This is a genomic window from Limnomicrobium aquaticum, from assembly GCF_040545545.1.
In the GTDB taxonomy this organism is placed as follows: Bacteria; Pseudomonadota; Alphaproteobacteria; order Rhizobiales; family Rhizobiaceae; genus Ensifer_A; species Ensifer_A aquaticum.
The window spans coordinates 91417-112574 of the sequence record NZ_JBEPMB010000004.1 but is presented as its reverse complement, the minus strand read 5'-3'; the positions used below and the strand labels follow the sequence as shown (position 1 = coordinate 112574).

Genomic DNA, 21158 nt, shown 5'->3' with positions numbered 1-21158 from the left:
GATGCGCGAATTGCCGCAGTTTAGAAGGAATCTAACTGTCGGGACTTGACGGGGATCGCGTGAAACCTGAAAACGCCATGGCAGGGTGTGGAGACGAGAATGGATTTCGAGGCCTTTTTCAAAAACGAGCTGGACGGTTTGCACCAGGAAGGCCGATATCGCGTTTTCGCTGATCTTGAACGTCAGCGTGGCAACTTCCCCAAGGCAATCCGCCACACGGAAAACGGCCCGCAGGAAGTGACCGTCTGGTGTTCCAACGACTATCTCGGCATGGGCCAGAACGAAGCCGTCATGGACGCGATGAAGCAGGCCATTGACGAATGTGGCACCGGTGCCGGCGGCACCCGCAACATTTCCGGCACCAACCATTACCACGTCCTGCTGGAGCGCGAGCTCGCGGACCTGCATGGCAAGGAAGCCGCCCTCCTCTTCAATTCCGGCTACATGTCCAACTGGGCTTCGCTCGGCACGCTCGGCGCCAAGATCCCCGGCCTCATCATCTTCTCGGATGCCGGCAACCATGCCTCGATGATCGAAGGCATTCGCCATTCGAAATGCGAACGCGTGATCTGGAAGCACAACGATCTCAAGGACCTCGAAGCAAAGCTGCGCGCCGCCGACCCGGCAGCCCCGAAGCTCATCGCCTTCGAATCGGTCTATTCCATGGATGGCGATATCGCGCCGATCAAGGAGATCTGCGACATTGCCGACCGCTACGGCGCGATGACCTACCTCGATGAAGTCCATGCCGTTGGCCTCTACGGCCCGCGCGGCGGCGGCATTGCCGAACGCGACGGCGTGATGGACCGCATCACCGTGATCGAAGGCACGCTCGGCAAGGCCTTCGGCGTCATGGGCGGCTATATCACCGGCTCAACCGCGCTGATCGACTTCGTCCGCTCCTTCGCCTCCGGCTTCATCTTCACGACCTCGCTGCCGCCGGCAATTGCCGCAGGCGCGCTCGCCTCGATCAAGCATCTGAAGGCAAGCAGCCAAGAGCGGCTCTGTCATCAGGAGCGTGTGCGCACGCTCCGCAACATGCTCAACGCCGCAGGCATCCCGCATATGCCGAACCCGAGCCATATCGTGCCGGTTCTCGTCGGCGATGCCGCCAAGTGCAAGTGGATCTCCGACCTGCTGCTCGACAATTACGGCATCTACGTTCAGCCGATCAACTACCCGACCGTGCCGAAGAAGACCGAGCGCCTGCGAATCACGCCGAGCCCGTTCCACACGGACGAGGACCTGCGCCATCTGGTCGGCGCACTGCATAGCCTGTGGTCGCGCTGCGCCTTGGCGCGCGCCGTCGCATAAACGGCTGAACCACACATCAATATTTCTGAATTGAACGGAGCATGGCAACATGCTCCGTTTTCTGTATCGAGCATCAAATCAGGATTTGCCCATGTCCATGCAGGACCGCCTCGACCGCGTCATCGACACCGCCATTGCCCGAAAGACCATTGTCGGCTGCGTCGTCAAGGTCCGCAAGAACGGCAAGGAAATCTATAGCCGGGCAGCCGGCTATGCCGACCGCGAAGCGGAGAGGCGCACGCGCGAAGACACGATCTTTCGGCTCGCCTCGGTCACCAAACCCTTCGTGGCCGCAGCGACGCTCGCGATGATCGACAAGGGCAAACTCGGCCTCGACGACCGCGCGGTCGATCATCTGCCCTGGTTCCACCCGAAGGGTCCGAACGGCGAGCCGGCCCCGATCACCATCCGCCACCTGCTGACGCATACATCGGGATTGACGTATAATCTCGTGCTGGAGGAACTCGATCCGAAAGACATTGAGGTGACCGGGACTCTTGATACGGACGCGCAGAAGAAGTTCAGTTCGCTGAACAACGTGCCGCTCGCTTTCGAGCCGGGAACGGCCTGGGCTTATTCCCTCAGCATCGACATTCTCGGCGCTCTCATCGCCAAGCTTCATGGCGGCACGCTGGAAGAGGTGATCAACCATTATGTATGCGCGCCCCTTGGATTGAAGGACAGCCGCTTTCATGTGACAGGCATCGAACGGCTGGCGGTCGCCTATGCGGACGGTCCTGATGGCGCAATCCGCATGCCCAACCCCTATTATCCCCCGCGTGAATCCGGCTGGTCGGGCGGCTTCTGGCCGTCCCGCATCTTGGATGACAAGATTTTTCAATCCGGAGGCGGAGGCATGGCGGGCACGGCAGGCGAGGTCATGACGCTGCTGGACACACTCGCCCGCGGCGGCGGCCGCGTCCTAAGCCCCAAACTCGCCGAGGCCGGCTTCTCAAACCAGGTCGGCGATACACCTTCCGAACCCGGAATGCGCTTCGGCTTCTTCGGCGCCGTCTGCGAAGACCCGAGCGTCGCGCTGAACACCATGGCCAGGGGCGCGGTGCAATGGGGCGGGGTTTATGGGAATACGTGGCTGGTGGACCGGGCAGCGGGCGTGACGATGGTGTCGCTCAGCAACACGGCGCTGGAGGGGTGCCTTGGGGCGTTTCCGGAGAATTTGCGGCGGGCAGTCTACGGGGTTTGACGGGCCAGCCGGCACGACCCCATCGTGTCGGGCGCGTCGAACGCATGGCGAATTCCTCACATATCCTTCGCAAGCCTCCAACGGCTGCAGATCAACAGGACACCGCCAAAGGCGACGGCGAACACCAGACCGATGATCAGGTGGATATGCAGATGCATGCGGCCGAGCACGGCCTCGATCACGTTGCTGAAGAGATATCCGGCAGCGGAAATGCAAAGGCCCCAGACAAGCGCCGCGAGCGCATTCAGCATCACGAACTTGCGGGCGGGAACGGCAGACAACCCGATGATGACCGGGCTGATGTTTCGCATGCCATAGATGAACCGGAAGGCAAGAATGAACCCGGTCGGATAGCGCTCCAGCAAGTCCTTCCCCTTTGCGGCGACAGGATGGGATGTCAGCTTCCGCACCCACGCCGACCCGCTGGCCCGGCGCCCCAGAAAAAAGAAGATCTGGTCGGCGATGAAGGAGCCAAGCGCCGCCGCCGCTGCCACGCCCCAGAACGGCAACAGATGCCGGTGCGCCGAAACGCCACCCAGAAACACCACCGTTTCTCCCTCGATCCCGGCTCCTATCAGCACGGCAAGAAGCCCGTATTGGGCAATGAGACTTTCGAGCAAGCTTGGTGCCTTTCGTTTTCAAGAGAGCTCTTGTCGGCGGCGGCTTAACGCGCGGACGATCGTCGCGTTCCGCAGCACGTGCGTCAACCGAGTTGCGCGGAGTATCTGATTAAGCGCGAAACGCGTGGCTGCGGAACGTTCTACACGGTTTCAGCGGAATGGCCACATCAAAGCCCCAGAGCGCTCAACCCCGGATGATCGTCCGGCCGCCGGCCGAGCGGCCAGTGGAACTTCCGCTCCGCTTCGGCAATTGGATGTTCGTTGATGCTGGCGATGCGGCGCTCCATCAGACCGTCCGCGTCGAACTGCCAGTTTTCATTGCCATAGGCGCGGAACCAGTTGCCGCTATCGTCACGATACTCATAGGCAAAACGCACGGCGATGCGATTACCCGCATAGGCCCAGACCTCCTTGATGAGGCGATAATCCAGCTCCCGCAACCATTTGCGCGTCAGGAAGGCCTCGATCGCCTCGCGGCCGGTGATGAATTCGGCACGGTTGCGCCATTCACTCAAGGGCGTGTAGGCGAGAGCCACGCGCGCGGGGTCGCGGCTGTTCCAGGCGTCTTCGGCGGCGCGGGCCTTCTGGGCTGCGGTCTCGTCGGTAAAGGGGGGCAGCGGTGGACGGCTCATGGTCTGTTCCTTTCGATTTGCTGTCTGAGAGTGGCATTTTCTGCCTCGAGCGCGGCTATACGCGCCTCGAAGCGTCCGATCGCTGTCGTAACATCGACCATGTCGATCTTCTGGGGAATGTGCTGCGGGCAATTCATGTCCCAGGCCTCGACCGTAAACAGCATTGCCTGTTCAGGCCGCGCGCGGTAGTCCGTCGGCATCAACTGCTCGATCAACGCCTCGTCGTCCGTCATTCTCGCCCGACCCCAGACCTTGACCCGGCGGCGATGGGCATAATCCATCAGGAATAGGAACGCCTTGTCGTTTTCCATCAGGTTTCCGGCGGAGATATATTGTCGGTTGCCGGTAAAGTCATCAAATCCAAGCGTCGTGTCATCGACAACGCGGATGAAGCCCTTCGGCCCGCCGCGATGCTGGGCATAGGGCTGGCCGTCCAGATTGGCGGTGGCGAGATAGGCCGTATCGACGCTGGCGAGAAAGGCCACAAGGTCTTCGGTGATCCGGGTCTGGAACCCGCCCCGTTCCTCGACGCGTGCATAGAGGGCGCGTGAACCCCGCGCGGTTTGGACCGCCTTGACGGCAGGCGTGAAGGCAATGTCACTTGAGGCTGCCATGGCGTTTCCTCCATCGATTTCAGAAACAGGCGGATGCCAGTCGAAGACATCCGCCCACGGCTCAATCACGCGGCCTCGCGGGCGGAGACGGCGGGGAAATCGACCTCGGTCTGGAAGACATTGTTGAAATAGTTGGTCCAGACATTCAGCGCCACATGCTGCACGATCTCAACGATCTGCGCATCGGTGTAGCCGGCGTTCTTCACCGAGGCGAAATCGCCATCGGTGATCCGACCGCGTGTCTGCGCCACATTCACGGCAAAGCGCACGGCGGCATCCGCCTTGGCATCGTTCGACATGCCACGACGATTGGCAGCGATCTCGGCGTCATCGAGCTTGGCGAGGTTCTTGCCCAGGAAACTGTGGGCCGAGAGGCAATAGTCGCAGCCGTTCACCTGAGCCACGGCCAGCGCGATCCGCTCGCGCGTTGCAGCCGGAAGCGTGCCCTTGCCGAGCGCGCCGGACAGGCCGAGATAGCCTTCCAGCGCCTGCGGGCTGGTGGCGACCAGACGAAACAGATTGGGAACCGAGCCGAGCTGCTGCGAGACAGCTTCGAGAAGCGGGCGGGACTTTTCCGGTGCATCGGCGACGGTGGCGGGCTGGGAAATACGGGGCATGATTGCGGGTCCTTTTGATGTTGCGGCCGGAATTGGCCGTTGCCCCATCAGTAAAAGGTTGCGCAGAATTGCAGTATCCATGAATATAGAAACCCATCCTTCCATTTTCCGGAAATCCCAATGGACCGTTTCGAAGCCATGCGAACCCTGCTTGCGGCCGTCGATGGCGGCAGCCTCTCTGCCGCGTCGCGCTCGCTCGGCGTGCCGCTCCCGACTGTCAGCCGCCGGGTGTCGGACCTCGAGGCGCATCTGAGCGCCCAACTGGTGATCCGCACCAGCCGCAAACTGCTGCTGACGGAGACCGGCCAGACCTATGTGGCAAGCTGCCGGAGGGTTCTGGAAGAGCTGGGCGAAGCCGAGCGGGTGGCAGGTGGCGAATATCGCGTGCCGCGCGGCGACATGCTGCTGACCGCACCCATCATGTTCGGGCGGATACATATCGAACCCATTATCCTCGATTTCCTGAAGACCTATCCGGAGATCAACATAAGGCTAACCCTGACGGATCATGTCGTCGACATGATCGAAAACCATGTCGATCTCGCCGTGCGCATCGGCCCCCTGCCCGATAGCAGCCTCGTGGCAACGCGCCTGGGTGCCGTCCGATGGATCACATGCGCCAGCCCGGACTATCTGGCCAGGCGCGGAACACCGCAAACGCTCGAAGATCTCGCCGCCCATGACTGCATCGCCTTCGAGCGGCTGAACACGCCCGACACATGGACCTTCCAAAAGGGCAAGGAGACCGTCGCCCTCCCCTTCAGCCCCCGCTTCGCCGTCAACACTGCCGACGGTGCCATCGACGCAGCACTAGCCGGCGCCGGCATCGTCCGCATCCTCTCCTATCAGGCAGCAAAATCCATCGCCGAAGGCAGGCTGGTTGTCGTGCTGCCGCAGTTTCAGCCGGAGGTGCTGCCCGTTCAGCTCGTCCACACCGGGCAGGCGATCATGCCGTTGAAGGTGCGGGTGTTTTCGGAGTTTGCGACACCCCGGATCAAAGCCATTCTGTCATCAGGTTGAGGGCTTTTGCAGTCGGCTTTTTTGGACGTCGTCTCCGAAGAGCCGAGCACAGCGCTGGCGACCATGGCTGGGGGCGCGGTACAATCCCCTCAAGCCGCCCGCTTCCCCCGCACCCACTCCCCGGCCCTTCTCCTTGCCTCCGCATCACACGCAAACACATCCTCGACCGTCGCGGCAGCCCCCCAGCCGGTCATATCCTCCATGACCGCCTCGGCCACATCGGCCATCTCCAGGAACCCGATCTTCTCCTCCACAAAGGCCTCGAAGGCGGTTTCTTCCGCAGCGTTCATGATGGCGCTTTGCTGGCCGCCGCGGGTCATGGCGAGGCGGGCGAGGCGGAGTGCGGGGAAGCGGGTTTCGTCCGGCGCTTCGAAATCGAGGCGGGCGAGTTTGGCGAAATCCAGGCGTTCGACATTGAGCGCCGGGCGCGCAGGGTATGCGAGCGCATAGCCGATGGCCGTGCGCATGTCCGGGCAGCCGAGCTGAGCCAGCACCGAGCCATCCGTGTAGCCGACCATGGAATGAATGACGCTTTGCGGGTGGACGATGACTTCGATCTGTTCGGGCGCGACGCGGAAGAGATGCTTCGCCTCGATCATCTCCAACGCCTTGTTGAACATGGAGGCGCTGCCGACGGAAATCTTCAGGCCCATCGACCAGTTGGGATGCACGCGGGCGACTGCGGCGGTGACACCCGCCATCTGCTCGCGCGTCCATGTCCGGAACGGCCCGCCGGAGGCGGTGAGCACGATGCGCTCCAGCGCATGACGCTGGTTTTCTTCCAGCACCTGGAAGATGGCATTGTGTTCGCTATCGACCGGCAGCAGCCTTCCGCCGGCCTTTTCCACCGCCTCGACAAAAAGCGTGCCGGCGGAGACGAGGCATTCCTTGTTGGCCAGCGCGATATCGGCGCCGCGCCTTGCTGCAGCGAGCGTCGGCGCAAGGCCGGCCGTGCCGACGATGGCGGCCATGACAAGGCTCGCCTCCATGTCGGCGGCTTCGATCAGGCCAGACTTGCCGGCGGCGACCTGAATGCCGGTGCCGGCCAGCGCATCCTTCAGTTCGGAATAGAGCTCTTCGCTCGCCGTCACCGCAAGCTTTGCACCGCAGGCGATCGCCTGTTCGGCCAAAAGCGGGATATTGCCATTGCCGGTCAGCGCCAGCACCTCGAAGGCCTCGCGCCCGCCGAGTTGCCCGATCACATCGAGAGTCGAAACGCCGATCGACCCTGTCGATCCGAGAACCGTTATCTTGCGCATGCCATGCCGCCTTCTGCTAGTGAGCCGGCTATAGCACCGCGAAGAGGCCCCGTCACGCCTGCGCGTGTTTGACCTTCGTCCGCAGTCCCGCAAGATCATCCAGAATGGGACAGTCGGGCCTGTCGTCGCCATGGCAGCAATCGACCAGCGGCTGGAGGGCGGATTTCAGCGATTGCAATTCGGCAATCTTGGCGTCGATTTCCTCCAACCTCTGTTCAGCCATCGCCTTCACATCCGCGCTCGCCCGGTTGCGATCGGTATAGAGCGAAAGCAGCAGCCGGCATTCATCGATGGAGAAGCCGAGATTGCGGGCACGCGAAAGAAAGCGCAGGCGATGCACATCGCTTGAGGAATAATCGCGATAGCCATTGTCGGCCCGGTCGGGCGCGACAAGCGCAATGTCCTCATAGTAACGGATCGTCTTGGCGGGCAGGCCGGAGCGCTCCGAAGCTTCACCAATATTCATGGGTCACCTTCACAATTTCAGCTGCCGCAGCCGCAGCGCGTTGGAAATCACCGAGACGGACGAGAGGCTCATCGCCGCCGCCGCCAGCATGGGCGAGAGCATGGAGCCTGTGATCGGATAAAGCACGCCGGCAGCAATCGGCACGCCGACGACATTGTAAATGAAGGCGAAGAACAGGTTCTGCTTGATGTTGCGGATCGTCGCGGTGGCCAAAGCCCGAGCTTTGACCACGCCCTGCAGATCGCCTTTCACCAGCGTGATGCCGGCGCTCTCGATCGCCACATCCGCGCCGGTGCCCATGGCAATGCCGGTATCGGCGGCAGCGAGTGCCGGCGCATCATTCACGCCATCGCCCGCCATCGCGACCGAGCGGCCCGCAGCATGCAATCCGTCGATCAGAGCCTTCTTGCCCTCCGGCAACAGCCCTGCGCGGAACTCGTCGATCCCGACACGGGCGGCCACCAGGCGCGCCACCGCCTCCTGATCGCCCGTTGCCATGATGACGCGCAGGCCCATAGCCTTCAGCGCGGTAACCGCGTCTTTGGCCGACGCCTTCAGCGGATCGGCGGCGGCAATCAGCCCTGCCGGGCGACCGTCGACGGCCAGATACATCACCGTCGCGCCCTCCGCCGCCAATCGCTCCATGGCGGGCTTGAGGTCACCGACGCCGAGATCGATGTGGCACATCATGGCCGAATTGCCGAGCGCGACCTGACGCCCACCGATCTTCGCCAACACGCCTTTGCCGGAAACCGACTGGAAGTCGGCAACCTCCTGGAGGGACAGCCCCTGCGCCTCCGCGCCCTTCAGGATCGCCGAGGCCAGCGGATGGCCGGAACCCTTCTCGAGTGAGGCGGCCAGCACCAGTATCTCATCGTCCGAAAAGCCTTCAAACGCCGTCACGCCCGCGAGATGAGGCTTGCCTTCGGTCAGCGTCCCGGTCTTGTCGATGACCAGCGTATCAACCGCCGCCAGCCGTTCCAGCGCCGCCGCATTGCGGATCAGCACGCCCGCCTGCGCGCCGCGCCCCGTCGCGGCGATCACCGAAACCGGCGTCGCGAGCCCGAGCGCACAAGGGCAGGCAATCATCAGCACGGAGACGGCCGCAACGATCGCATAGATAAAGGACTGTTCGGGCGCAAAGACGAGCCAGGCGATGAAAGAGACAATGGCAACGCCCAACACCGCCGGCACGAACCAGCCCGCCACCTTGTCGGCCAGGCTCTGGATCGGCGCGCGCGACCGCTGGGCGGTGACGACCATCTTGACGATCTGCGCCAGCATCGTGTCGTCGCCGACCTTCGTCGCCTTGATGATCAGCCCGCCATTGCCGTTGATCGTCCCGCCGGTGACGGCATCGCCGGGGTTTTTCTCGACCGGGACCGGCTCGCCGGTGATCATGCTCTCGTCCACGGACGAGCGGCCCTCGACCACTGCGCCATCGACCGCCACGCTTTCGCCGGGCCGCACGCGAATGCGGTCGCCGACGAGAATGTTTTCGAGCGGCGCTTCATATTCCGAGCCGTCTTCATTCAGCCGCAGCGCCTTTTTCGGCGCCAGATTGACCAGCGCCTTCAGCGCATCGCCCGTCTTCTCGCGCGCCCTGAGCTCCAGGATCTGGCCGAGGAAGACCAGCGCGATGATGACGACAGACGCTTCGAAATAGACCGGCACACCGCCGCCATGACCCGTCATGTGATGCGGGAATATGCCGGGGAAGAAGGCCGCGACCACGCTATAGCCGAAGGCCGCCGACACGCCCAGCATGATCAGCGTCCACATGTTGAGATGCCAGGTCTTCACCGAAACCCAACCGCGATGGAAGAAGGGCTGTGCCGCCCACAGTACGACGGGGGTGGCCAGGATCATCTCAAGAAAGACGGATATCCGCTCGCCGATCCAGTCGCGGATCGGCAGGCCCAGCATCGGACCCATGGAGAGGATGATCAGCGGCACGGTAGCGGCGACGCTTACCCAGAAGCGGCGGGTGAAATCCACCAGTTCCGGGTTCGGTCCATCGGCCTGCCCGTCCATCGGCTCCAGCGCCATGCCGCAGATCGGGCAGGTGCCGGGGCCGTCCTGAACGATCTCCGGATCCATCGGGCAGGTGTAGCGCGCCACCTTGGGCGCTGCCTTCTTCCGCCGCTTGGAATTGCCGGAGAGATAAAAGTAAGGATCCGCGTCAAAGCGCGTCAGGCATTTCGGATTGCAGAAGTGATATTCCGTGCCCTTGTAGACAAGCTTCGGCTTGCCGGCGTTCAGCTTCACCGTCATGCCGCAGACGGGATCGATTGCCGTGGGAACCGGTTCGCCGCCGGTCGCCGGCAGCGTTTCGGAATTCATGCTCATCTCGAGCCCTCCTGCATATTTTCAGCAAGGCTAATCCTTCCAGTCACTGGAAGGTCAAGACAAAAAAACACCGGCGCGTTTTTGTCGCGCCGGTGCTTTCAGAAATTGGATCGACTTAGTAGTTGCGCGGGCAGCTGTCGATGTAGCGGCGGCCGTAACGGTCGCGGTAGTAGCACTGGCCGGGCTGTTCGGAAACGTGGCCGAGAACGGCACCCGTGACACCGCCGATAGCAGCACCGACGGCCGCGCCGCGAACGTCGCCCGTGATTGCGCCACCGAGGATCGCGCCGCCGACGGCGCCGATGCCCGCACCCTTTTCGGTCTGCGTGCAGCTCGTGACGGCGAGCGCCACCAGAATCAATGCAATAGCTTTCTTCATGATTGTCTCCCTGTGTAACGGGCGGAGCCAGACACCCCCCCATCCGTACTGACTAGCATGGATCACGCGGTTTCCGCGAGAGCCAAATGTTTGAACTAAATACCAATCTGGCTCAAATTGTGGAAACGTACCCGCACCACCGCTCGCGTCCGATCAGCCATTCGCGGGCGGATAACGTTTCAGGGGTCAAAATGTTTCAAATCTTTTACACATTTCGATGTTTCGGTTGCTTGCCGGCCGAAATCAGCAAATACTCACCATACTACGTCTGCTAATCTAGGGAGGAATGCATGACGAAAGTGACGTTGACCGTGAATGGTCGAAAAGTGAGCGGAGAATGCGAAGATCGCACCCTGCTCGTGAACTTCATCCGCGAAAATCTCGGCCTCACGGGAACGCATGTCGGTTGCGATACAACGCAATGCGGCGCCTGCGTTGTCCACATGGACGGCAGGTCGGTCAAGAGCTGCACGATCCTGGCTGTTCAGGCATCCGGCTCGGACATCACCACCATTGAAGGCATTTCCTCGGGCGATACGCTGCATCCGGTGCAGGCCGCCTTCAAGGAAAACCATGGTCTCCAGTGCGGTTTCTGCACGCCCGGCATGGTCATGACCGCCGTCGACATGATCCGCCGCCATGGTGGCCAGCTTGATGAGCAGACGGTGCGGAGCGAGCTGGAGGGCAATATCTGTCGTTGCACCGGCTACCACAACATCGTGAAGTCGATCCTGTCTGCCGCCGACGAAATGGGCGCCAAGCAGGCTGCCGAATAAGGCTTTAGCGACGGGAACCGCCAAACGACGCCTTCGCCTGATGCAACCGCGCCTGGTGAAAACGTTTGCCCGTTCAGTCCCGCCGCTTGCCGAAATCACTTTTCATTATTCGCTCTTCTGGGAGGATCAGAAATGGGTGTTGAAGGTATTGGCGCACGCGTTGCGCGCAAGGAAGACAAGCGCTTCCTGACCGGCAAGGGCCGGTATGTGGACGACATGAAAGTGCCGGGGATGAAATATGCGGTCTTTGTCCGCAGCCCCCATGCACATGCGAAGATTACGAATATCGACCTCTCCGCCGCCAAGGCCATGTCCGGCGTCATCGACGTGCTGGAAGGCAAGGCGATGAAGGAAGACGGCATCGGCAGCCTCATCTGCGGCTGGATGATCCATTCCAAGGACGGCTCCCCGATGAACATGGGCGACTGGCGTCCGCTCGCCTATGACACGGTGCGCTATGTGGGCGACGCGGTCGCCATTGTCATTGCCGACAGCATTGGCGAGGCGCGCGATGCGGCCGAAGCCGTGGTGGTCGACTACGAAGTCCTGCCCGCCGTCACCGAAGCGATCGACGCGATGAAGCCCGGCGCACCGCAAATCCATGCCAATGCCCCTGGCAACCAGATCTATGACTGGACCATCGGCGACGAGAGTGCCGTGGATGCGGCACTTGCCTCCGCTGCTCACATCACCGAGATCGAGATCCACAACAACCGCCTGTCGCCGAACCCGATGGAGCCGCGCGCGGCGCTTGGCATCTATGACGGTGCGGAAGATCACTACACCTGCTACACCACGAGCCAGAACCCGCATGCGGCTCGCCTCGTGATGAGCGCTTTCTATAATGTCGCGCCGGAAAACAAGCTGCGTGTCATTGCCCCCGATGTCGGCGGCGGTTTCGGCTCGAAGATTTATATCTACCCGGAAGAAATCACCTGTCTCTGGGCCTCCAGGAAGACCGGCGTTCCGGTCAAGTGGACATCCGACCGCACCGAAGCCTTCCTCACCGACGCCCATGGCCGCGACCATGTTTCCAAGGTGAAGATGGCCTTCGACGCCAACCATCGCGTGACCGCGCTGAAGGTCGACACGGTTGCCAATTTCGGCGCCTACATGTCGCTCTTCTCGGCCGCCGTCCCGACCTATCTCTACGCGACGCTGCTCTCGGGCCAGTATGCCTTCCCGGCGATCTTCGCTAATGTCCACGCGGTCTACACCAACACCGCGCCGGTCGACGCCTATCGCGGCGCCGGCCGTCCGGAAGCGACCTATCTGCTGGAACGTACGATGGAAACGGCCGCGCGCGAGCTGGGCATGTCGCCGGCAGAGCTGCGCTCAATCAACTTCATCCGCCAGTTCCCCCACCAGACGCCGGTCATCATGAACTATGATATCGGCGACTATCAGGCCTCGCTGGATGCAGCGATGGCAGAAGCCGACTGGGCCGGCTTTCCGGCCCGCAAGGCGGAAGCCGAACGGCGCGGCAAGAAGCGCGGCATCGGCATGAGCTGCTATATCGAGGCCTGCGGCATTGCGCCGTCGGCGGCGGTCGGCTCGCTCGGCGCCGGCGTCGGCCTGTGGGAATCGGCGGAAGTGCGGGTCAACGCGGTCGGCACCATCGAAGTCCTCACCGGCTCGCACAGCCACGGCCAGGGTCACGAAACGACCTTCGCACAGCTCGTCTCGACTCGTCTCGGCCTGCCGATCGACAGCATCTCCATCGTGCACGGCGATACCGACAAGGTTCAGATGGGCATGGGCACCTACGGTTCGCGCTCCGGCGCGGTCGGCATGTCGGCCATCGTCAAGGCGCTCGACAAGGTCGAGGCCAAGGCGAAGAAGATCGCCGCGCATCTTCTGGAAGCTTCCGAAAACGACATCGTCATCGAGAACGGCGAACTGAAGGTCGCCGGCACCGACAAGGCGCTGCCGTGGTTCCAGATGGCGCTTGCTGCCTACACCGCTCATAACCTGCCCGCCGGCATGGAGCCGGGCCTGAAGGAAGGCGCGTTCTACGACCCGTCCAACTTCACCTTCCCGGCCGGCTGCTACATCTGCGAGGTCGAAGTCGATCCGGAAACCGGCAAGACCCAGATCATCCAGTTCGTGGCGGCCGACGATTTCGGCAACATCATCAACCCGATGATCGTCGAAGGCCAGGTTCATGGCGGCATTGCGCAAGGCATCGGCCAGGCCATGCTCGAAGGCGTGCAGTACGACGCCTCCACGGGACAGCTGCTCACGGCAAGCTACATGGACTATGCCATGCCGCGCGCCGACGATCTGCCGTCCTACAAGGTGTCGCACCAGAACACGCCCTGCCCTGGCAACCCGCTCGGCCTCAAGGGTTGCGGCGAAGCCGGCGCAATCGGTTCGCCGCCGGCTTTCATGAACGCGATCACCGACGCCATCGGCAACAACAACCTGACCATGCCCGCCACGCCTTCCAAGGTTTGGGCGGCGCTGCACGGTCATTAAGGGAGAAGCAACCATGTATGAGACGAATTACCACCGCGCCTCTTCCGTGGACGAGGCCGCCCAGCTGATGGGCAATGCGGGCGAGGGCAAATACCTTGCCGGCGGCATGACGCTGATCGCCACCATGAAGCAGCGTCTTGCCGCGCCGTCGGATCTCATCGACCTGCGTCATATCGGCTCGATGAAGGGCATCACGGTCAATGGCCGCCATGTGACCATCGGCGCCGGCACGTCGCACTACGATGTCGCAAGCTCCGACGCACTCAAGGCCGTGTGCCCGGCGCTCTGCCATCTCGCAAGCCACATCGGCGACCCCCATGTCCGCCACATGGGCACGATCGGCGGTTCTGTGGCCAATGACGACCCGGCGGCGGACTATCCGTCTGCCGTTCTGGCGCTCAACATGACGGTCAAGACGAACAAGCGTGAGATCGCTGCGGACGACTTCTTCGTCGGCATGTTTGAAACGGCTCTGGAGGAGGGCGAGATCATCGTCTCCTTCTCCTTCGAAGCCCCGGACAAGGCCGCCTACCAGAAGTTCCCGAACCCGGCTTCGCGTTACGCCATGGCTGGCGTCTTCGTGGCCAAGAAGGGCTCTGACGTCCGCGTCGCCGTCACCGGCGCGGGCTCCAACGGTGTCTTCCGCCATCAGGGCATGGAAGCGGCCCTCAAGGCCGCCTGGGCTCCCGATGCACTCGCCGCCGTCTCCGTCGATGCCGGCATGATGATGGCCGACATTCACGGCAATTCGGACTATCGCGCCAACCTGGTGAAGGTCATGGCGAAACGGGCCGTTGCCGCCGCTGGCTGATAACGACCGCGACCGGCAATCCATGCATTGAAATCCGCGGTCACTCTCGACCGCGGATTTTTTTGTAAGCCAGCGAAGAATTTTTCCGCTGGCCGAAATCCAGAACCGGCTCTCTTACGTTTTCCATAGGGAAAGCCTATGCAAAAATCCGTTATGAGAGACAACAACCCAGCAATCTTGGCAAGGCTGCCAAGTTCGGCGTTGGGGGACGATGGAGCTGCAAGAGGCGGGACGGCATAACGATACCGGAACAGCAGCGCATGATCTCAAAACTTGAATTCTTTATCGCTCTGGCAAGAACCCGGCATTTCGGGCGCGCGGCGGAGGAATGCGGCGTGACCCAGCCGACACTCTCTGCCGGCATCCGTCAGCTCGAGGATCAGCTGGGCGTTTTGCTCGTGCAACGCGGATCTCGCTTTCAGGGCCTGACACCGGAAGGCGAGCGCGTGCTGATATGGGCCCGAAAGATCGTCGCCGATACGCGCGCGCTGCGCGACGAAATGCGCGAAGTGCGCTCGGGTCTCTCCGGACACCTGCGCCTCGCCGTCATCCCCACCGCACTCGCCTTCACGCCGAAGATCACGGAGATCTTCAAGAAGCGCCACCCGGAAGTCACCTTTTCGATTCGATCTGCCACGTCGGACCAAATCCTCGAGCTGATCGAGAATTTCGAAGTCGATGCAGGGCTCACCTATCTGGGTGGAGAACCTGTGGGCCGCGTGCAGACGGTCCCGCTCTACCGTGAGCGCTATTACATGCTCGTCTCCCGGCAGCATCCTTTCGCGGGCCGCACACGCGTCAGCTGGGAAGATGCGGCAGCCGTCGATCTTTGTCTGCTGACGACGGACATGCAGAACCGGCGCATCATTGATCGCCACTTCGAAGAGGTCGGAACGCGGCCCCGTGCAAGGATGGAGTCCAACTCCATCGTCGTTCTATTCTCCCATGTCCTCTCGGGCGAATGGGCAACCATCCTGCCTGCCGGCGTGATTGAGGCCTTTGGATACCAGAACAGGGTGCGCGCCATAGAACTGGACCGCCCGGAATCCGGCCATCTCGTCGGCATCGTGACGGCACCGCGCGACCCCGCCACACCGCTCGTGCGCGCCCTTCTTGGGGCTGCAAAATCAATAGCTGACAAGCAGCAGTTAGCGATTTCTTGATAGAGATTTTCTATCAATTGACGAAAGAGGAATATTGACCGTCGTCCATCCGATAGCCATGGTCGGGCCTTAGAGTAGGCTGAGCAGTGTTTGCTCCGGGAGGTCGGGCCCTTGAATATTCACAATCCCCTTGGCGGCGTGGAATTACGCGCCCTTGAGATCGTCAGGTCGCTGAAAGACCTGGAAGGTCCCCTCCTCCCGATCCTCCATGCGCTTCAGGAGGAGTTCGGCCATATCCCGAAATCTGTCCTGCCGCTGATTGCCAAGGAACTGAACCTCTCTCGCGCCGAGGTGCACGGCGTGGTGAGTTTCTATCACGACTTCCGCGCCGAGCCGGCCGGCCGCCATGTGCTGAAGCTCTGTCGCGCGGAGGCCTGCCAGTCGATCGGCGGCGAGGCCTTCTGCAATTCGGTTCGCTCGGCACTTGGCATCGACTGGCACGAGACCACGCCGGATGGCCGCGTCACGCTGGAGCCCGTCTACTGTCTCGGTCTCTGTTCCTGCGCCCCGGCGGCCATGCTGGATGGAGAACTGATCGGCCGCGCGGATCTTGCCGCCGTCAAGGCAGCGCTTGCGGAGGCCAGCCAATGAGCATCAAGATCTACGTCCCCCGCGATTCCGCAGCCGTCGCACTCGGCGCAAACCATGTCGCCAAGGCGCTTCAATATGCCATCGCCTCCGAAGGTCACGACGCTATCATTGTGCGCAACGGTTCCCGCGGCATGCACTGGCTGGAACCGCTGGTCGAGGTTGAAACGCCGGAAGGCCGCATCGCCTATGGTCCGGTGAGAGCTGCCGATGTTGAGCCACTCATCGAAGCAGGTCTTCTCGAAGGAAAGGCTGGCCATCCGCTCTATCTAGGCCCGACGGAAGACATTCCGTTCCTCAAGAACCAGACCCGCCTGACCTTCGCCCGCTGCGGCGTCACCGATCCGCTATCGCTCACCGATTATGAAGCCCATGGCGGGCTGAAAGGCCTGCGCTCGGCCCTTTCCATGCATGCCGCCGATATCGTCAAGGAAGTGACCGACAGCGGCCTGCGCGGTCGCGGCGGCGCGGGCTTCCCGACAGGCATCAAGTGGAACACCGTGCTCCATGCCAAGGCGGCCCAAAAATACATCGTCTGCAATGCCGACGAAGGCGATAGCGCCACCTTTGCCGACCGCATGATCATGGAAGGTGACCCCTTCGTGCTCATCGAAGGCATGGCGATTGCGGGCCTCGCGACCGGCGCGACGAAGGGCTACATCTTCACCCGTTCGGAATATCCGCTGGCGATCGAAATGTTCAACGCGGCGATCGAAATCGCCCGCGCCGCCGGCATTCTCGGACCCTCGGTGCTCGGCTCGCATCACGCCTTCGACATGGAAATGCGCGTCGGCGCCGGCGCCTATGTTTGCGGCGAGGAAACCTCACTCTTGAACGCGCTGGAAGGCAAGCGTGGCGTCGTCCGCGCCAAGCCGCCGCTTCCCGCGCTCGAAGGCCTGTTCGGCAAGCCGACCGTGGTCAATAACGTCATCTCGCTCGCCTCCGTGCCGATCATCCTGGACGAGGGCGCGGAATACTATCGCGACTTTGGCATGGGCCGCTCGCGCGGTACGATCCCGATCCAGATCGCCGGCAATGCGAAATACACCGGCCTCTTCGAAACCGCCTTCGGCCTGACGCTGGGCGAAATTGTCGAAAACATCGGCGGCGGCACGGCGACCGGCCGCCCCATCAAGGCGGCACAGGTCGGCGGGCCGCTGGGGGCCTTCTTCCCGCCCGCACTCTTCGACACGCCCTTCGACTACGAAGCCTTCGCGGCGCGTGGAGGGCTTATCGGACACGCCGGCATCACAGTCTTCGACGACAGCGCCGACATGCTGAAAATGGCCCGCTTTGCCTTCGAGTTTTGCGCCATCGAGAGCTGCGGCAAATGCACCCCCTGCCGCATCGGCTCGACGCGCGGCGTCGAGGTCATCGACAGGATCGCCGCCGGCATCGAGCCCAAGAAGAGCCTCGAACTCGTCACCGACCTTTGCAACACGATGAAATTCGGCTCGCTCTGCGCACTCGGCGGCTTCACCCCCTACCCGGTGATGAGCGCGATCACGCATTTCCCCGATGACTTCGTCGGCGCGGCCAAGCTGGAGGCGGCTGAATGAGCCAGGACGAAAAGGCAAAGGGACCTGCTTCCTACTTCCCTTCCATCGAGAAGAAATATGGTCAGCCGATTTCTCATTGGATCGACATCGCGAAATCAGAAATCGGCAAGCCGCATATGCAGATTGTGAACGCTCTCAAGGAAACGCACGGGCTGGGCCACGGCCACGCCAACGCAATCGTCGCCCATGTCCTCGCCCAAGCCGCGAAAAAAGGAGACATCTGATGTCCCTCGTCCACGAAATCGACTACGGCACCCCCGCCTCGAAATCCGAAAAGACCGTGACGCTCACGATCGACGGCCGCGAAATCACCGTGCCGGAAGGCACGTCGCTGATGCGGGCTTCGATGGAGGCCGGCATTCAGGTGCCGAAGCTCTGCGCCACCGACATGGTGGACGCCTTTGGCTCCTGCCGCCTCTGTCTCGTCGAGATCGAAGGCCGCAACGGCACGCCCGCTTCCTGCACCACGCCGGTCGCGCAAGGCCTCGTCGTCCATACCCAGACGGAGCGCCTGAAGTCGATCCGCAAGGGCGTGATGGAACTCTATATTTCCGACCATCCCCTCGACTGCCTCACCTGTGCCGCCAATGGCGACTGCGAATTGCAGGACATGGCCGGTGCCGTGGGCCTGCGCGACGTGCGCTATGGCTACGAGGGCGACAACCATGTGAACGCGCGCGACGGTGTGGGCGAGACCAATGCCCGCTGGATGCCGAAGGACGAATCGAACCCCTACTTCACCTACGATCCGGCCAAGTGCATCGTCTGCTCGCGCTGCGTCCGCGCCTGCGAAGAGGTACAGGGCACGTTTGCGCTCACCATCGAAGGCCGTGGTTTCGACAGCCGTGTTTCGCCGGGCATGCATGAGGATTTCCTCTCCTCCGAATGCGTCTCCTGCGGCGCCTGCGTGCAGGCCTGTCCAACCGCGACGCTGACGGAAAAGTCGGTGATCGAGATCGGCCAGCCGGAACATTCCGCTGTCACCACCTGTGCCTATTGCGGCGTCGGCTGCTCCTTCAAGGCCGAAATGCGCGGCGAAGAGCTGGTGCGCATGGTGCCGTGGAAGGATGGCAAGGCCAATCGCGGCCATTCCTGCGTCAAGGGCCGCTTCGCCTGGGGTTATGCCACGCATCGCGACCGCATCCTCAATCCCATGATCCGCGAGAGCATCGACCAGCCGTGGCGCGAAGTGTCCTGGGAAGAGGCGCTGAAGCATACGGCATCGGAATTTAGCCGGATTCAGGCGAAATACGGCCGTGACTCCGTTGGCGGCATCACCTCCTCGCGCTGCACGAATGAAGAGACCTATCTGGTCCAGAAGCTCATCCGCGCCGGCTTCGGCAATAACAATGTCGACACCTGCGCCCGCGTCTGCCACTCGCCGACCGGTTATGGCCTCGGCCAGACCTTCGGCACCTCCGCAGGCACGCAGGATTTCGACAGCGTCGAGCATACCGATGTCGTCATCGTCATCGGAGCGAACCCGACGGACGGCCATCCGGTCTTCGGCTCGCGGCTGAAGAAGCGGCTTCGTCAGGGCGCGAAACTCATCGTGATCGACCCGCGCCGCATCGATCTGGTCGACGGTCCGCATGTGAAGGCGGATTACCACCTGCCGCTCCGCCCCGGCACGAATGTCGCCATCGTGACAGCACTTGCCCATGTCATCGTCACCGAAGGCCTCTATAACGAAGCCTTCATCCGCGAGCGCTGCGACTGGTCGGAATTCCAGGACTGGGCCGAATTCGTCGCCGAGAAGCGCCACAGCCCGGAAGAGGTGGAAAAGCTTTCGGGCGTTCCTGCCGACCTCATTCGCGGCGCTGCCCGCCTCTTTGCCACCGGCGGCAACGGCGCGATCTATTACGGCCTCGGCGTCACCGAGCACAGCCAGGGTTCCACGACCGTGATGTCGATCGCTAATCTCGCCATGGCGACCGGCAATATCGGCCGCAAGGGCGTCGGCGTGAACCCGCTGCGCGGTCAGAACAATGTGCAAGGCTCCTGCGACATGGGCTCCTTCCCGCATGAACTGCCGGGCTATCGCCATATCTCCGACGACGCGACGCGCGACGTCTTCGAAAAGCTCTGGGGCGTGAAGCTCAACAACGAGCCGGGCCTGCGCATCCCCAACATGCTGGACGCCGCCGTCGAAGGCACGTTCAAGGGCATCTATATTCAGGGCGAGGACATTCTCCAGTCCGACCCGGATACGCATCACGTCTCCGCCGGTCTCGCGGCGATGGAATGCGTCGTCGTGCAGGACCTGTTCCTCAACGAAACCGCCAACTATGCCCATGTCTTTCTGCCCGGCTCGACCTTCCTCGAAAAGGACGGCACCTTCACCAATGCCGAGCGCCGCATCAACCGCGTCCGCAAGGTCATGAGCCCGAAGAACGGCTATGGCGACTGGGAAGTGACGCAGGAACTGGCCAAGGCCATGGGGCTCGACTGGCACTACAGCCACCCCTCCGAAATCATGGCCGAGATCGCCGCCACCACGCCGAGCTTCGCCAACGTGAGCTATGAGCTTCTGGAGGAAAAAGGCTCGGTGCAGTGGCCCTGCAACGAGAAGCACCCGGAAGGTTCGCCGATCATGCATGTCGATGGTTTCGTGCGCGGCAAGGGCAAGTTCATCCGCACGGAATATGTGGCGACGGACGAAAAGACCGGCCCGCGCTTCCCGCTGCTGCTGACGACCGGCCGCATCTTGAGCCAGTACAATGTCGGCGCGCAGACAAGGCGCACCGAAAACGTCGCCTGGCATGCCGAAGACCGGCTGGAAATCCACCCGCATGACGCCGAAAATCGCGGCATCCGCGATGGCGACTGGGTGCGGCTCGCCTCGCGCGCCGGCGACACGTCGCTGCGCGCGCTGATCACCGACCGCGTGGCACCGGGCGTCGTCTACACAACCTTCCACCACCCGGACACGCAGGCCAACGTCATCACCACCGACTTCTCCGACTGGGCAACCAACTGCCCGGAGTACAAGGTGACGGCAGTGCAGGTCTCGCCCTCCAACGGCCCGTCGGAATGGCAGGAAGACTATACCGAACTCTCCCGCCGCTCCCGCCGCATTGCGGGTAAGATGGAAGCTGCGGAGTAATGGAGATGAGACGGCACCCCGAGGCCTGTCCTCTCCCCTTGTGGGAGAGGAAGGAAAATCAGCATCTTAGCCAAAGGCTAAGTGCTAGATTTTCCCGGTGAGGGGTACCGCATGCACTCGACGCCCAATCACCCCTCACCAAGCTCGCCAAGCCAATCGGCTTCGCCTCTTGGGGCGAGCTATCCTCTCCCACAAGGGGAGAG

General features: G+C 62.3%; 19 protein-coding genes. 11 read left to right on the top strand and 8 right to left on the bottom strand.

The window, feature by feature from the left end; translation table 11 throughout:
* The first annotated feature begins 99 nt into the window (after positions 1 to 99).
* On the top strand, positions 100 to 1314 hold the full coding sequence (gene hemA, locus ABID16_RS14080; protein ID WP_354556990.1) for a 5-aminolevulinate synthase: 1215 nt from the start codon (positions 100 to 102) through the stop codon (positions 1312 to 1314).
* Between the two features lie 91 nt (positions 1315 to 1405).
* Positions 1406 to 2518 (top strand): serine hydrolase domain-containing protein, encoded by a 1113-nt coding sequence (locus ABID16_RS14075; protein ID WP_354556989.1) that lies wholly within the window; start codon positions 1406 to 1408, stop codon positions 2516 to 2518.
* A 56-nt stretch (positions 2519 to 2574) separates the two neighbouring features.
* Here the strand turns inward: ABID16_RS14075 and ABID16_RS14070 are convergent, their stop codons facing one another.
* The 4 genes from ABID16_RS14070 to ABID16_RS14055 all read right to left on the bottom strand — a co-directional run bounded on the left by ABID16_RS14070 (position 2575) and on the right by ABID16_RS14055 (position 5001).
* On the bottom strand, positions 2575 to 3138 hold the full coding sequence (locus ABID16_RS14070) for a DedA family protein (protein WP_354556988.1): 564 nt from the start codon (positions 3136 to 3138) through the stop codon (positions 2575 to 2577).
* Positions 3139 to 3305: 167 nt separating this feature from the next.
* Positions 3306 to 3770, bottom strand: a complete 465-nt coding sequence (locus ABID16_RS14065; protein WP_354556987.1) for a nuclear transport factor 2 family protein — start codon at positions 3768 to 3770, stop codon at positions 3306 to 3308.
* A complete protein-coding gene (locus tag ABID16_RS14060) occupies positions 3767 to 4384 on the bottom strand; it encodes a pyridoxamine 5'-phosphate oxidase family protein (protein WP_354556986.1) in 618 nt (205 codons plus the stop codon). The genes ABID16_RS14065 and ABID16_RS14060 overlap by 4 nt, the downstream gene beginning before the upstream one ends.
* Before the next feature lie 65 nt (positions 4385 to 4449).
* Complete coding sequence (locus ABID16_RS14055) at positions 4450 to 5001, bottom strand: carboxymuconolactone decarboxylase family protein (protein WP_354556985.1); 552 nt, start codon at positions 4999 to 5001, stop codon at positions 4450 to 4452.
* Between the two features lie 120 nt (positions 5002 to 5121).
* Here ABID16_RS14055 and ABID16_RS14050 point away from each other — a divergent pair, with 120 nt between their 5' ends.
* Positions 5122 to 6021 carry a LysR family transcriptional regulator gene (locus ABID16_RS14050; RefSeq protein WP_354556984.1) on the top strand — a complete coding sequence of 300 codons (900 nt, stop codon included), beginning with the start codon at positions 5122 to 5124 and terminating at the stop codon, positions 6019 to 6021.
* An 89-nt stretch (positions 6022 to 6110) separates the two neighbouring features.
* Here the strand turns inward: ABID16_RS14050 and dxr are convergent, their stop codons facing one another.
* The 4 genes from dxr to ABID16_RS14030 form a co-directional block, all read right to left on the bottom strand.
* Complete coding sequence (dxr, locus tag ABID16_RS14045; RefSeq protein WP_354556983.1) at positions 6111 to 7280, bottom strand: 1-deoxy-D-xylulose-5-phosphate reductoisomerase; 1170 nt, start codon at positions 7278 to 7280, stop codon at positions 6111 to 6113.
* A 52-nt stretch (positions 7281 to 7332) separates the two neighbouring features.
* Entirely contained in the window at positions 7333 to 7746 is a 414-nt protein-coding gene (gene cueR, locus ABID16_RS14040) for a Cu(I)-responsive transcriptional regulator (RefSeq protein WP_354556982.1), read from the bottom strand.
* 9 nt (positions 7747 to 7755) lie between these two features.
* Positions 7756 to 10095: a heavy metal translocating P-type ATPase gene (locus ABID16_RS14035; RefSeq protein WP_354556981.1), complete on the bottom strand. Its 2340-nt coding sequence runs from the start codon at positions 10093 to 10095 to the stop codon at positions 7756 to 7758.
* A 115-nt stretch (positions 10096 to 10210) separates the two neighbouring features.
* Positions 10211 to 10474 (bottom strand): YMGG-like glycine zipper-containing protein, encoded by a 264-nt coding sequence (locus ABID16_RS14030; protein ID WP_354556980.1) that lies wholly within the window; start codon positions 10472 to 10474, stop codon positions 10211 to 10213.
* A gap of 290 nt (positions 10475 to 10764) precedes the next feature.
* Here ABID16_RS14030 and ABID16_RS14025 point away from each other — a divergent pair, with 290 nt between their 5' ends.
* From ABID16_RS14025 to fdhF, 8 genes are all read left to right on the top strand, one after another.
* Positions 10765 to 11250 carry a (2Fe-2S)-binding protein gene (locus tag ABID16_RS14025; RefSeq protein WP_354556979.1) on the top strand — a complete coding sequence of 162 codons (486 nt, stop codon included), beginning with the start codon at positions 10765 to 10767 and terminating at the stop codon, positions 11248 to 11250.
* Positions 11251 to 11382: 132 nt separating this feature from the next.
* Positions 11383 to 13728 (top strand): xanthine dehydrogenase family protein molybdopterin-binding subunit, encoded by a 2346-nt coding sequence (locus tag ABID16_RS14020; protein ID WP_354556978.1) that lies wholly within the window; start codon positions 11383 to 11385, stop codon positions 13726 to 13728.
* A gap of 13 nt (positions 13729 to 13741) precedes the next feature.
* A complete protein-coding gene (locus tag ABID16_RS14015; RefSeq protein ID WP_354556977.1) occupies positions 13742 to 14539 on the top strand; it encodes an FAD binding domain-containing protein in 798 nt (265 codons plus the stop codon).
* A gap of 260 nt (positions 14540 to 14799) precedes the next feature.
* Positions 14800 to 15702 (top strand): LysR family transcriptional regulator, encoded by a 903-nt coding sequence (locus tag ABID16_RS14010; RefSeq protein WP_354556976.1) that lies wholly within the window; start codon positions 14800 to 14802, stop codon positions 15700 to 15702.
* 111 nt (positions 15703 to 15813) lie between these two features.
* A complete protein-coding gene (locus ABID16_RS14005) occupies positions 15814 to 16293 on the top strand; it encodes a formate dehydrogenase subunit gamma (RefSeq protein WP_354556975.1) in 480 nt (159 codons plus the stop codon).
* Positions 16290 to 17849, top strand: coding sequence for a formate dehydrogenase beta subunit (locus tag ABID16_RS14000; protein WP_354556974.1), 1560 nt, complete (start codon positions 16290 to 16292; stop codon positions 17847 to 17849). The genes ABID16_RS14005 and ABID16_RS14000 overlap by 4 nt, the downstream gene beginning before the upstream one ends.
* Positions 17846 to 18073 (top strand): DUF4287 domain-containing protein, encoded by a 228-nt coding sequence (locus ABID16_RS13995; protein WP_354556973.1) that lies wholly within the window; start codon positions 17846 to 17848, stop codon positions 18071 to 18073. The genes ABID16_RS14000 and ABID16_RS13995 overlap by 4 nt, the downstream gene beginning before the upstream one ends.
* The gene (fdhF, locus tag ABID16_RS13990; protein ID WP_354556972.1) at positions 18073 to 20955 is read left to right on the top strand and encodes a formate dehydrogenase subunit alpha; all 2883 of its coding nucleotides are present in this window, start codon (positions 18073 to 18075) and stop codon (positions 20953 to 20955) included. The genes ABID16_RS13995 and fdhF overlap by 1 nt, the downstream gene beginning before the upstream one ends.
* Positions 20956 to 21158: the final 203 nt, after the last annotated feature.